Annotated in this window: 6 protein-coding genes and 1 pseudogene; 5 read left to right on the top strand and 2 right to left on the bottom strand. The window is 36.5% G+C overall.

All coding sequences use genetic code 11. The features are described 5' to 3' along the window. Positions 1 to 134 precede the first annotated feature (134 nt). The 3 genes from FCN74_RS00035 to FCN74_RS00025 all read left to right on the top strand — a co-directional run bounded on the left by FCN74_RS00035 (position 135) and on the right by FCN74_RS00025 (position 7,217). Positions 135 to 1,427, top strand: a complete 1,293-nt coding sequence (locus tag FCN74_RS00035) for a M16 family metallopeptidase (RefSeq protein ID WP_394348020.1) — start codon at positions 135 to 137, stop codon at positions 1,425 to 1,427. A gap of 13 nt (positions 1,428 to 1,440) precedes the next feature. Beyond that, complete coding sequence (locus tag FCN74_RS00030) at positions 1,441 to 3,504, top strand: M16 family metallopeptidase (protein WP_138930554.1); 2,064 nt, start codon at positions 1,441 to 1,443, stop codon at positions 3,502 to 3,504. 314 nt (positions 3,505 to 3,818) lie between these two features. Continuing rightward, positions 3,819 to 7,217, top strand: coding sequence for a hypothetical protein (locus tag FCN74_RS00025; RefSeq protein ID WP_138930553.1), 3,399 nt, complete (start codon positions 3,819 to 3,821; stop codon positions 7,215 to 7,217). Here the strand turns inward: FCN74_RS00025 and FCN74_RS00020 are convergent. Continuing rightward, complete coding sequence (locus FCN74_RS00020) at positions 7,200 to 8,735, bottom strand: lytic transglycosylase domain-containing protein (RefSeq protein WP_246062517.1); 1,536 nt, start codon at positions 8,733 to 8,735, stop codon at positions 7,200 to 7,202. The two genes, FCN74_RS00025 and FCN74_RS00020, sit on opposite strands and share 18 nt — an antisense overlap. 103 nt (positions 8,736 to 8,838) lie before the next feature. Further along, a complete protein-coding gene (locus FCN74_RS00015) occupies positions 8,839 to 9,750 on the bottom strand; it encodes a NifU family protein (RefSeq protein ID WP_138930552.1) in 912 nt (303 codons plus the stop codon). Positions 9,751 to 9,826: 76 nt separating this feature from the next. Here FCN74_RS00015 and FCN74_RS00010 point away from each other — a divergent pair, with 76 nt between their 5' ends. Next, entirely contained in the window at positions 9,827 to 11,947 is a 2,121-nt protein-coding gene (locus tag FCN74_RS00010; RefSeq protein ID WP_171047067.1) for a choice-of-anchor L domain-containing protein, read from the top strand. Beyond that, a pseudogene (locus FCN74_RS00005) lies at positions 11,925 to 14,086 on the top strand (hypothetical protein); the annotation flags it as partial. The gene FCN74_RS00010 and the pseudogene FCN74_RS00005, both read left to right, overlap by 23 nt.

Here is a 14,086-nt window from a genome sequence, read left to right as displayed (position 1 = left end):
ACTGCATAGCCCTTTTCAGAGACTTTTAAAAAAAATATACGGTATTATTGTAACAATATTGTATATTTAGTACTTATACTGTAACAAATTAAAAATTAACTAAAATGAAAAAACAATTTATCATCAGCATGTTGATGTGTCTGTTTGTAGCCATAGGTTTTGGGCAAGAAATAGACTACGAAACTTATGAACTCTCCAATGGCTTAGACGTCATTTTACATCAAGACAATTCTGCACCAGTCGTTACGGTTGGAGTGATGTATCACGTTGGTGCAAAAGATGAAGCTCCAGGAAGAACAGGTTTTGCACATTTCTTTGAGCATTTACTCTTTGAAGGCACAAAAAATATTGAAAGAGGAGAATGGTTTAATATTGTTTCAGCCAATGGAGGAAGCAATAATGCCAATACCACACAAGACAGAACATATTACTACGAGACTTTTCCTTCAAATGCATTAGAATTAGGTCTTTGGATGGAATCTGAACGTATGTTACACCCCGTAATCAACCAAGTTGGTGTAGATACACAAAATGAGGTAGTTAAGGAAGAAAAAAGAACACGTATAGACAATGCCCCATATGGTAAAATTGCCTATTCAACAGGTGTCAATAAGCACTTGTTTAAAAAACACCCTTACAAAAATTCGGTCATTGGGACGATGGAAGATTTAGATGCTGCAAAGCTTGATGAGTTTAAAGCATTTTTTGGCAAATACTACGGTCCAAATAATGCGACCTTGGTTGTGGCTGGAGACTTCAAAATTGGAGAAACCATCAAATTAATTAAAAGTTATTTTGGACCAATACCTTCAAAACCAGAAATAGAGCGAGTCAACATTAAAGAAGACCCCATACAAAACAAAATAGAAGTTACTGAATACGACAGTAATATACAAATTCCTTTAAAAGCTTTTGTTTACAGGACTCCTTCTATGAAAGACCGAGATGCCTATGTGTTAGATATGATATCTTCTGTACTTTCAGGTGGTAAGACCTCTAGACTATATAAGAGAATGGTAGATGATGATAAAATTGCACTTCAAGTTTTAGCATTTGCTCGTTCTATGGAAGATTATGGAACATACCTAATTGCTGCACTGCCATTAGGAGATAATTCCTTAGAAAAATTAGCAGCTGTGATGGATGAAGAAATTGAAAAACTGAAAACAGAATTGATTTCAGAAAGAGAATACGAAAAATTACAAAATACTTTTGAAAATAGATTTGTAAGTTCAAATAGTTCTGTACAAGGTATTGCCTCTTCATTAGCAACTTATCATATGCTTTATGGAGATGTGAGTTTAATTAATGATGAAATTGAAATTTACAGAAGTATAACACGAGAAGAAATTAAAGAAGTTGCCAATAAATACCTTCAAGAAGACAAACGTCTAGAAATGGACTATTTACCAGAAAACGAAAAATAAAAATATTATAATTATGAAATTCAAATTCAGCTATATCTTGCTATTATGTTTTGTGACAACAAGCTTAGTTGCACAGATAGATAGAAGTCAAATGCCAAAACCGGGACCAGCGCCAGAAATTAACCTAGGCGAACCTGATACCTTTAAAATGGATAACGGATTAGAAGTTTTAGTGGTTGAAGACCACAAACTTCCCAGAGTATCTGTTAGACTTGTTATTGATAATAAACCTCACCGTGTTGAAAAACCAGGTGTTGCAACTTTAACTTCTGCTTTACTTGGTACAGGAACCAAAAATTTAAGTAAAGACGAATACAATGAAGAAATTGAATTCCTTGGAGCTACGGTAAATTTAGGTGCAGAATATGCTTACGCCAGTTCTTTAACGAAATACTTTCCTCGTGTATTTGAATTGATGGCTGACGGTGGTTTAAATCCCGTCTTTACCCAAGAAGAATTTGATGCTGAAAAAGCTAAACTCATAGAAGGCCTTAAGGCTGATGCAAAAAATGTTGGCGCCATTGCCAACCGTGTGAGTTCAGTTTTAGCCTATTCTAAAAACCACCCATATGGACAGTATACTACAGAAGAAAGTGTTGAAAAAATAACGCTCCAAGACGTTAAAAATTATTATCGTAATTTCTTCGTACCGGGAAATGCTTATATGGCATTTATTGGAGATATCAATAAGAAAGAAGCTAAAAAATTAGTTAAAGACTATTTTAAAAATTGGAAAGCTGAAAAAGCACCAGAGTTTGAGTTGCCTGAACCTAGAAAAGCCCAATACCGACAAATCGATTTTGTCAATATGCCTAACGCCGTTCAAAGTGAAATTATCGCTCAAAACACAGTTGATTTAAAAATGACTGACGAAGATTATTTCCCTGTATTAGTTGCAAACCAGATTTTGGGTGGAAGTTTTGGAAGTTACCTTAATATGAACCTCAGAGAAGATAAAGGCTACACTTATGGCGCACGTTCAAGTATTGGCGCTGACCGTTATGCTTCTCGCTTTAGAGCATCAGTCAGTGTGAGAAATGAAGTGACAGACTCAGCAGTAGTTGAAATTCTTAAAGAAATTAAACGTATAAGAACAGAGCCAGTCGATGCTCAAAAACTTGAAGATACCAAGAAAAAATTTGCAGGAAACTTCGTACTTAGACTGGAAAGACCTTCAACGGTTGCTAACTATGCTTTAAATATTAGAACAGAAAATTTGCCAGAGGATTTTTATAAAACCTACCTGCAAAAGGTCAACGCTGTAACGCAAGAAGACGTTCAACGGGTCGCAGCAAAGTATTTTGATATCAACCACTTGCAAATTGTTATTGCAGGAAAAGGGTCAGAAGTTGTTGAAAATTTAGAAAAAGTTAAATTTGAAGACAAATCTGTTCCCGTCCTATATTATGATAAATACGGCAACAAAACCGACAAACCTGAGTTCAACAAACCTTTACCGGAAGGTGTAACTGTTCAAACGATTTTTGATGATTATATTGAGGCTATTGGTGGTAAAGACAAAGTTGAAAGTGTTGAAAATGCTGTGATGAAAGGGACAATGTCTGCTGGACCACAAAGTTTTAATGTGGAGATGATTATGACGCAAAATAATAAGTCTTTGATGGAAGTTGGCATGAATGGAATGACTGTTATGAAATCAACATTTGACGGCGAAAAAGGTTACGACCTAATGCAAGGTCAGAGAAAAGACAAAACACCTGAACAAATAGAAGAAGCCAAATTGACAGAATACTTATTTTTAGAACTTAAAGATGCATCAAAGTTTGAATTAGTAAACCTAGAATCGACAGAACAAGGTGATGCTTATGTGATACAAATCACAGATGATCAAAAATCATTTTATAGTGTAGAAACTGGTCTTAAAATCAAAACTGTTACAACTCAAGAACAAATGGGAAGAACAATGGAATCCACACTAAAATATACAGATTACAAACCAGTTGAAGGTGTTCTTATGCCTCACAAATTGGTACGTAGTATAGGACCACAAAATATTGAAATTAATTTTGACGGCATCATGGTTAATCAAGATATTCCTGAAACAAAATTTCAATAAATAGCGCATCAATTATTATTATAAAACCTCGTCAAATCATTGGCGAGGTTTTTTGATTTTACAGTTATTTAAACCCTTTTCTTACAATTCAAAACAACCTAAATTTCAAGACCTCACTTTCGCCGTTGACTGAGCGGAGTCGAAGTCAACTCGTTTTGTCAGATCCACTAAGTATGCCAAATATGATATCCAAGGGGTTTAAACCCTTTGGTATATTGACGTTGTGAACGTTTTACCTAAAATTAGACTTTTATAGAACTCAATTTTAAACCTGAATTCACATAATATATTCTAAAACCTTTAGTTTTACCATTATGCAAAAGTGTTTTGTTGTTTTGGGTCTGTGCTTTAGTGTGTCGCTTATGGCACAAAATCAACCTGTGACCAAAGTGCTTCAAATCTCAGATAGCATCCAAGTGGATACCACAAGTATTAGTCCATTTGATTTTAAAGTGGTTTCGCTAAAGGATGAAAGTATTGATAGCAGCTGGTATCAGGTAAGTTTTCGTAAAGCTGTGATTTACCCTAAAGATTCGCTCAAAAAAAAGTTTAAAAAAATTAAAGTTACATATTACCCCTTACCTAAATTTCTCACCCAAAATTACAGCCTTTACGACCCAAAAATTATTCTTAACTCGCGTCAAAATAAAGATAGCTATTTTGATTTAGTCAAAGAACAAGACAAAGATTTTTCATCACCTTTTAAAGGTCTAAATACCAGTGGAAATATTTCAAGAGCTGTAGTAGTCGGCAATAATCAAAATGCCGTCACCCAATCTGAATTGGATTTACAAATCTCGGGTCAAATTTCGCCAAAGGTGAGCTTGAGAGCTTCTATTCAAGATGCAAATGTACCCACTCAAGATAATGGGTTTTCTCAACGTTTAGATGAATTTGATCAGATTTTTATTGAATTACAAGGTCCGAATTGGGGTATTCGTGCCGGTGATATAGATTTGATTGAAGATCAGTCTTTTTTTGCAAGATTCACTAAGCGTGTACAAGGCTTAAAGGTTGATGCACAGTTTGGCGAAAACCAACAAACCCAAGCCGGTATCGCCGGAGCTCTAGTCAGAGGTGTTTTTGCCCGAAATCAATTGACTGCTCAGGAAGGCAATCAAGGCCCCTATAAAATAAGAGGTCCCAATGGCGAATTGTTTGTTTTGATTGTGTCGGGCAGTGAAGCTGTATTTGTAAATGGAAGGCGATTACAACGCGGTGAAAACTACGACTATGTCATCAACTACAATGCCGGGGAAATCATCTTTAATCCTACATTTCCCATCACTTCAGAAATGCGGATTATTGTAGAATACCAATTTACTGAACAAAATTTTACACGAGTTGTCGCTCAAGCCAAAAGTAGTCATCAGAGAAAAAATTGGGGTATCAATGGCATGTATTTTACCGAAAGCGACCTTAAAAATCAACCCTTACAACAAAGTCTTAATGCATCTCAAGTCCAGGCCCTAGCTGAGGCCGGAGACGACCAAGCCCAAATGTTTGTCCCAAGTGCTCAGGAGACTGAATTTTCTGAAAATAGAATTTTATACAAAAAAGAAATTATCAATGGAATAGAAGCATTTGTGTTTTCTAATGATCCAGAGGAGACTTTATTTAGCGTGACATTTACAGAAGTAGGTCAAAACCAAGGCAATTATATTTTAAATAATGACAATGCCGTTACAAGTATTTATGAATTTGTGCCACCGGAGAACGGTGTCCCACAGGGAAATTTTGCCCCAATTCAACAGCTTATTGCACCACAACAACTTCAAATAGCTACAGTAAATGGGTTCTATAACTTATCAAACAAAACTAAAATTGACTATGAAATCGCTTTAAGCGAAAACGATCAAAATCTATTTTCCGATTTGGACGATAATAATAATTCTGGTCTTGCAGCCCGAATGAATATTACCCAAAACCTGATACAAACTCAAGATAGTCTTAATCTTGATGTGGGCTTAGATGTCAATTTTATCGAAGATAATTTTATGTCTATTGAGCGTTTATTTAATGTAGAATTTACAAGAGATTGGAATATTGAAAACCCATTGGGTAATCAACTATTGACCGATGCATACACCAAACTAAATTGGAAAGATAAAATATTTTCTACTTACAGATTTAATCACTTAGAATTTTCAGAAAACTTTAAAGGGGATAAACATCAATTGCAAACACTTATAGATTGGAAACCCATTCAATTTCAGTTGAATACCAGTGTTTTAAATTCTGATTCCGATCAATTTGAATCTGAATTTATTCGACTTAATGCGCGATCGACTTATAGTTTTAATAAATACTGGATTGGAGCGAGCATAGATTTAGAAGACAACCAGGAATTAAATAGGCAAACCGATAGCTTGACAGCCAAATCTCAGCGTTTTACAGATTACGAAAGTTTTGTAGGTGTTGGCGACAGTACGGCAGTTTATGCTCAAATAGGCTATCGTTATCGTCAAACCGATAGTTTGTCCCAAGGTATTTTAGACAGAGCATCTACATCCAATGATGTGTATTTGAAGTCGACTTTGGTCCAAAACAAATCAACTCAGCTTCGTTTCTTTGGAAATTTTAGAAAAATTAAATTCAACAGACCCAATACATCAGATAGAGAAAATGTGAATATACGTTTGCAATACAATCAGTTTTTATTTGACAAAAAATTAAATTTGCGTACAACTTATGAAACCAATAGTGGAAGCATAGCTCGTCAAGATTTTACTTTTGTTCAGGTTGAGCCGGGACAAGGCCAGTATACCTGGATAGATTATAACGAAAATGGTATACAAGAACTCAATGAGTTTGAGTTGGCCCAGTTTCAGGATCAAGGAGAATACGTGAGAATTTTACTGCCCAACCAAATTTTTGTGGGGGTCAATCAAAATCGGTTTTCTGAACAGTTGACCTTAAATTTAAGATCTTGGGAAAGCGAAGAAGGTATAAAAAAAGTTTTATCCCATTTTTTTAATCAAAGCGCTTACAGTATTGATAGAAAACTGGCTCGAGACGGTAATGCAATCCAAATTAATCCTTTTAGTGCTGATGGTGCAGAAGAATTAGCTTTATTCTCTAATTTTAGAAATACCATATTTTTTAACCGTGGACGACAGCATTATACCAATTCATATACTTTTATCTCCAATACCAATAAAAACTTATTAAGTACCGGCTTACAAGAAAACAGATTGACCAATCACCAGTGGGATTTATTACATAAATTTGGTGAATCATGGTTACTCAATACAAATTTGATTTTTTCTGAAAATGAAAGTATTTCAGAAAATTTTGACAATCGCAACTTTAAACTTCAATCAGAAGAAGCTCAACTGAAAATATCCTATTTATTTTCAGATCAAAAACGTTTTGATGCTTTTTATGAATATAAAACTCAAGACAATGTTTCTGGCGATGAAGCTCTATCTCAACAAGCCTTAGGAACCTCTTTTACATTTATCAAAGGAAGTCGATATAATATTAATGGCGAATTTAAATACATTAAGAATGACTTTGAAGGCAATAGTTTTTCGCCAGTGGCTTTTCAAATGTTAGAAGGCTTACAGCCTGAGGATAATTTTACCTGGACAATTTTTTTTCAACGTAAAATCACCTCATTTTTAGATTTAAACTTAAATTATTCCGGGCGAAAGTCTTCAGATACTCAAGCTATTCATACTGGAAGTGTGCAGTTAAGAGCTTATTTTTAGTCTCATCCCTGGTTTTAAGCCTACATTGTTGAGGTTGTTGATTCTTTTGAGGTCCTCAACGCTTAAATCTTCAAATTGTTTAGAAATACTCCAAAGCGAATCTCCAGGCTTCACGGTATAGGTTTTAGACTTGGCCGACGTAGTTTTTGAACCCTCAGTGGTGTGAGTAGACTTTTTCTTTATAGGGGTTTGGGTGTAATTGGCTTTTCGAGGATATATTGTCAATCGATCGCTAATATTAATTCTATTATTTCTCATACCATTCCATCGTTTGATTTCGCTAACACGTACCCCGTAACGCTTGGCAATTTTTCCTAAATAATCACCACGCCTCACACGATATCTAATTTTATCACTGACTTTGTAATATTGAGGTAAAGTCTCTTCCGAAGCCGCAATATCTTTTTGTGCATAATCGTAAAATTTATTTTCATTGGCTACAAATAAACCCGCAGCTTTGTAGGGTAGCCTTATTGTATATTTCTTTTCTGGCTCATAAGGGATAATCCCTAATTTATAACTCGGATTGAGAAACTTTAAAAATTCAATATTGGTATTGGTGATTTCAGCAACTTGTTCGAGTTTAATTAAGTTTTTAGTTTGGATGGTATCTGTAGCCAAATAGGGCATAGGCGTAGAATGCGGTTGGTAGTCGTGAGCTTCAGCATATTCAAAAATATATAGCATCGCCAAAAAAGATGGTACGTAAGCAGAAGTTTCCCTTGGTAAATAGGGCCTGATAGACCAATAATCTTTTTGACCGCCACTACGTCTAATCGCCTTATTGACATTGCCTGGGCCAGAATTATAAGCCGCCAAAGCCAAATCCCAATCTTCAAAAATATCGTATAAATGTTTAAGATATTTGGCTGCAGCTTCAGTAGATCTTATAGGATCCATGCGTTCATCAACATAACTGCTTACATCTAAGTCATACATTCTACCGGTATGATACATAAATTGCCACAAGCCAGTTGCACCAACCCAGGATTTAGCTCTAGGATTTAAAGCAGACTCTACTAAGGCTAAATATTTAATTTCTAAAGGGATATTGTGCTTATCAAAAATACGCTCAAACATAGGAAAGTAATATTGGCTCAAACGTATCAGTTTTTCTGTATTTTGTTTCTCACGTTTAAGATAATATTGAATGAGTCTTTCTAAATCCTCGCTGTAAGAAATGTCCAAAGGTGTATTGGCATTTAATAATGCTAAGCGATGCTTTAAAGTGTCAGTTGATAGGTCGTAATCAACAGTGTCTATATAATTTTTTTTGGTATAAAAATCTTGTTGGTGTTTGAACAATTGCTGATCTGATAATAATTTTTGCCAGCTAGAGTCAATAACTATACTTTCTTTAAAATCTTCAAAATACCAAACTAAAGTGTCAACTTGCATTTCTTTCAAAACAACCTTGTCGAGTTTGGAATTGGTAAGTTTTAGCGAGTGTTGTGCCTGTGCAATTATTAAATTAGAAAGGAGAAGACAAGTGATAATGCCCCAATATCGTGTGTTCAAAATGAAAGTATTTTTAAAATATAACGCTTAGGCTATATAATTATTGGGGCAAAATTAAATATTCTTTGGTTTTTTTTTGAGAAATTAAATTATACTTTTTTATTTACCCATTAATGGCTACAACTTCATTAACTTTTTGTGGCAACATGTCTTTTAGTAAATTTTCTATACCATTTTTTAAAGTCATAGTTGAAGACGGGCAACCACTACATGCACCTTGCAATATAACATGCACAGCTTGACTATCTTCATCGTAAGATTGAAATACAATATTCCCGCCATCACTCGCTACGGCTGGTTTGACATACTCTTCTAAAATCTCTGAAATTTGCTTAGAAATGCCTTGAAGGTTTTCTGTCGCGGTATGAGTTTGAGTTGAGGAATTGCCTGTAGATTGAACGTTTTTAGAATTTGATGATTTTACCAATTCCGCATTTTTTTCTAAATAAGTCCTGATAAACTCCCTGAGTTCCATGGTGATGTCATCCCATTCTGCCATATCATACTTTTGGACAGAAATGAAATTATCATCCATATAAACTTCCTTTACAAAAGGAAAATGAAACAATTTTTGAGCTAATTCGACTTCAGCAGTGTCGTCGATGCTTTTAAACTCCAAAGGTTGTAAAACTAATCTTTTGTTGGCGACAAATTTGATCACATGAGGGTTTGGAGTACTCTCAGCATAAACCGTAACCGGAATTTTTTTCTGATCTTGTGGTGTTTCTTCAACAATAGTTTGCCCGGAGTTGATATATTTTTCAATTTGTTCGGCAAGTTCTTGCTGAACATCTTCCCACTCTACAATATTGTATTTTTGAACCGCAACAAAATTTTGGGCGATATAAACCGTTTTTACAAAAGGAAGGTGAAAGAGTTGTTGAGCTAAAGTTGAATCTTTTGCCTCTTCTATATTATTGAATTCAAAACTGTTATGTTTAACAAGAAAGTCTTTTGCTTCAAATTTTAATATGCTTTTATCAGAAGTTTCAACGATATTGATTTGGGTAGACATGATAATTTAAATTTTCTAAGGATTTGATAACACAAAATTAACGATTTCCATATATTTACGCGTTAAAATAATGTTTATGAAATTCATAACGACCATTTTTATCATTTGTTTAAGTTATTTAAGCTTATCTGCTCAAAATATCTTAATGCAAGAGGGGTCGTTTGACCTGTGTACAGGAACGTTTTTTGATTCAGGTGGAGCTGGCGGAGATTACAATACAAGTGAAAGTTTTACTCTTACCCTATGTCCTGATGGGCCTAACTTACAAACAGTTTTGGAGTTTAGTAGTTTCGACTTGGCTAATGATGGAGACGATCAAATGACCATTTATGATGCTGACAACCCTGATCCAGGTGCTATTTTAGGCACCTTTACAGGAACATTAGCTGGAAATCCTGAATTAAATTTTATTGCAGCGACCAATGCCAATACAAGTGGATGTCTGACGATTGTTTTTGAATCCAATACATTTTTTAATGCTACAGGTTGGGATGCGGCGATTTCTTGCCGCCCGCCTTGTCAAACCATCACGCCAGAGGTGGCCGATATTAGCCCGATTTGTAATACAAATAGTTCTGGTCAGCAATTTGTTCCGGTCAATCAACCCATAACTTTTGTTGGCGATGCAACGACCTCAAGTGGAGTTACCAATGATTTGACTTATGAGTGGGATTTTCAAGGGACAATATTGTCAGGCCAAACGGTTAATCAAACCTTTAATAATCCAGGTACTATTGACGCCAGTTTAACAGTAACCGATAGTTTTGGTTGTTTTGAAACTATTAATTTTACAATTACTGTTGGAGATAATCTTATTATAGTTGATGATAATAATTTCACTTTAGATCAACTTGTCAGTGAAGTCTTAATTCAAGGTGAATGTGCATTAGTAGATAACATTAACTCGCCATTAAGTGCTCAAGCCTCTAATGCAGGTTTCGACAGCTATGGTTATTTTAATAAAGGGTGTTCTAACTTTCCATTTGAAGAAGGAATTGTATTGTCTTCTGAAGGTGTAAGCGGGATCCCTACCGGCTTGCCGTCCGAAAACCCTTTTGGTCCAGGTGATCCGGATTTAAGTGCTCTTGGTGGTGGTAACACCAATGATGCAACAGTTATTGAATTTGAATTTACACCATTTGTAGATCAAATCCAATTTAATTATATGTTTGCTTCTGACGAATATAATTTCCCAAGTTTAAGCTTTGTTTGTTCCTTTGCAGACACATTTGCATTTATCTTAAGTGGTCCAGGAATTTCTAATACCAATGACTACGATCATGATGCTAACCCTGCTACTCCCGATTTAACTTTAGACTTAGGGGGATTAAATATTGCTTTAGTTCCTGGAACTACTGTGCCCGTAAGTGCTGTGAATGTGCATACGAATACTAGTTGTGCAGCAGGTTCATTAGGAGAATTTGCATTTCCTCAGTTTTTTGACAACACCAATGTACCACCTCCATACCATAAATACGATGGACAAATGCGTGTTCTTACAGCTCAGGCAGATGTTATTCCAGGCCAGGTCTATACTATTAAACTAGCAATTTCAGATTTTTCTGACTCTATTCTAAATTCCGCTGTATTTTTAGAAGGCGGTAGTTTTGAATTGGGAGTTAATCTTGGTGATGATATCGTAGCTTGTGAAGGTGAAGTTGAAACCATAGAGGTTTTTAATGGCCAAACCCCTCCCGGGTTTACCTTTGAATGGACACAAGACGGTGTTATCATCCCTGGTGAAAATGAACCGACACTAGATGTTACTGAAACCGGTGAGTATTGTGTTATCCCCACCTCTTCTCTTGTAGATTGTGATGATACAGAAGACTGCATCAATGTTCAATTTATACCTATATTTGATGAAAATGATGACCTTTCTGAAAACCTTGATATTTTTGAATGTACTTCGGGCAGTGTTCCAACATTTGATTTAACTCAAAATATCGATACAATTCTAGATAATCTCAGCAATGATTTCACAGATGATTTTCCTGATTTTGAGACGGAAAACCCAGGGCTAGATCCTTTTGAAGTTACTTTCTATACAAGCCAACAAGATGCCATTGATGGTATAAACCCTATTACAAACCCAGACACTTTTACACCACCAAATGTACCTTTTACAATTTATTACACCGTTGGTGACAATTTAGGAGAAGGTTGCTTAAGTGATGTTTTTTTCTTTTGTGATTGATGGCTTTTCTCCTGACATAGGCCAATTAAATGACCTGGAAGCTTGTGACGAAGACGCAGATGGAATTGCTGTTTTTGATTTAACTGAAAATGACTCCAATGCATTAAACGGTGAAAATCCAAATGATATTGATATTAGTTATCACGTATCTAACCAAGATGCTGTTGATGCTACAAATCCAATTTCCAATCCTCAAGCCTTTGAAAATACCTCAAATCCTCAAACCATTTGGGTAAGGCATGACAACAATTTGTTTACAGATTGCTTTGATGTCGATTCTTTTCAAATCACGCCTGTTCTAAACCCTGTTATCAATACTCCTCCACAAAATCTCACTTTGTGCGGCGATTTTACGTTGACTCAAACATTCAACATGATCCAAAATGATGCAGACGCCCTTGGTATTGCTAACCCCGGAGATGCTGTTCTAACCTACCACAACACCCAAGCCGATGCCGATGCCGGAACCAACGCTATTGCCAATCCGGCCAACTATACGCCGGCAAACAATCCCGAAACCATTTTTATCCGAGCCGAAAATATTGCGGATTCAAATTGTTTTAGCACGACGAGTTTTATTTTAGAAATTTTTGACGTTGAAACCAATCTACTTGAAGACCTTGAAAAATGCGCACAAACCGGCAATAGCGGACAAACCGAGTTTGATTTGACCGCCCAAAATTCAAGTGTATTTGGGACCAACCAAAACTCCACTACCCATAGCATCTCTTACCATATTTCCCAGGCCGATGCCGATGGTGGTGTCAACCCTATAGCAACGCCAAACAATTATACCAGCACCGATTCGCCTCAAACCATTTGGGTGCGCGTGCAAAACAACGATGACCCAAGTTGCTATGCTTTGGAAAGCTTTAATTTGATCGTTATCGAACAACCCGAAATCGTTAATAATCCCATCGATCTGTCATTATGTGGAGATTTTACCAATTCTCAAATTTTTGACTTGACCCAAAATAATGCAGGAATCCTCGGCATTTTAAACCCTACAGAAACGCTTTTGAGCTACCACAACACCCAAGCAGATGCGGATGACGGAACCAATGCTATTGTTGATCCGAACAACTATTCGCCTACAAACAATCCGGAAACCATTTTCGTTCGTACGGAAAATATTAATAACAGTAATTGTTTTGCCACAGCCAGTTTTAGCATTCAAATTTTTGATGTAGAGGCCAATCAACCTCAGGATATTGTGGTTTGTGCGCCTACCGGAGATACCGGCCAGACCCAGTTTGACCTCACTCAGCAGAATAATGTGGTATTTGGACCCAATCAGGATACCACCACTCACAGTATCTCTTATCATACCTCCGATGATGATGCTCAAAACGGTGACAGTCCTATTCTCAACCCGAACAACTATACCAACACCACCAACCCGGAACCTATCTGGGTAAGGATTCAAAATAACGGTAATCCGTCTTGTTTTTCGGTGGTGAGCTTTCAATTGAGTGTGACCGAAGAATCGGAAATCCTTAACCCACCTGTAACACTGTCTCAGTGCAGTGATTTTACAGCTACTCCTGTTTTCGATCTGACCCAGTACGATGCTGCCAATCTTGGAATACTCAATGCTGGTGAAACACAAATTACTTACCACAATACTGCTGCTGATGCCAATACAGGCGATAATCCTATTCCAAATCCCGCTAACTACCAGCCGGCTAATGCTCAGGAAGATATTTTCATCAGAGCGGCTAACGTCAATGATGACAGCTGCTTTGTCACCACCAGCTTTAGTATTGAAGTCTTTAATGTCGAGATACTACCGGCAAACAACATCGAAAATTGTGATGATGGCGCCGGTACGGCGACTTCAAGTTTTGACCTGACATCGAATACTGTTACTGTGTTAGGGCCTAACCAAAACTCGAGTACTCATAATGTCACCTATTATGAAACTCAACCCGACGCCACCGGCGGAGTCAACCCGATTGGCGACCCTACGACCTACCAAAACACGAGCAATCCTCAAACCATTTGGGTAAGAGTAGAAAACCAAGGCGATACAAGTTGCTTTGAGGTAGCCAGCTTTGAGCTGTCAGTGACAGACTCAGCCCCAGTCAACTTAGACCCACCGGATTTGGTCGAATGCGACGATGACAACGACGGGTTTTT

Source organism: Mesohalobacter halotolerans, assembly GCF_006120725.1.
Taxonomy (GTDB): Bacteria; Bacteroidota; Bacteroidia; order Flavobacteriales; family Flavobacteriaceae; genus Psychroflexus; species Psychroflexus halotolerans.
Note: the sequence above shows the minus strand (reverse complement) of the source record. Positions and strands in the feature narration are given on the sequence as shown.

Coding starts and splice junctions, on each gene's coding strand:
- FCN74_RS00035 (WP_394348020.1), top strand. CDS start 135: ATGTGTCTGTTTGTAGCCATAGGTTTTGGGCAAGAAATAGACTACGAA.
- FCN74_RS00030 (WP_138930554.1), top strand. CDS start 1,441: ATGAAATTCAAATTCAGCTATATCTTGCTATTATGTTTTGTGACAACA.
- FCN74_RS00025 (WP_138930553.1), top strand. CDS start 3,819: ATGCAAAAGTGTTTTGTTGTTTTGGGTCTGTGCTTTAGTGTGTCGCTT.
- FCN74_RS00010 (WP_171047067.1), top strand. CDS start 9,827: ATGAAATTCATAACGACCATTTTTATCATTTGTTTAAGTTATTTAAGC.
- FCN74_RS00015 (WP_138930552.1), bottom strand. CDS start 9,750: ATGTCTACCCAAATCAATATCGTTGAAACTTCTGATAAAAGCATATTA.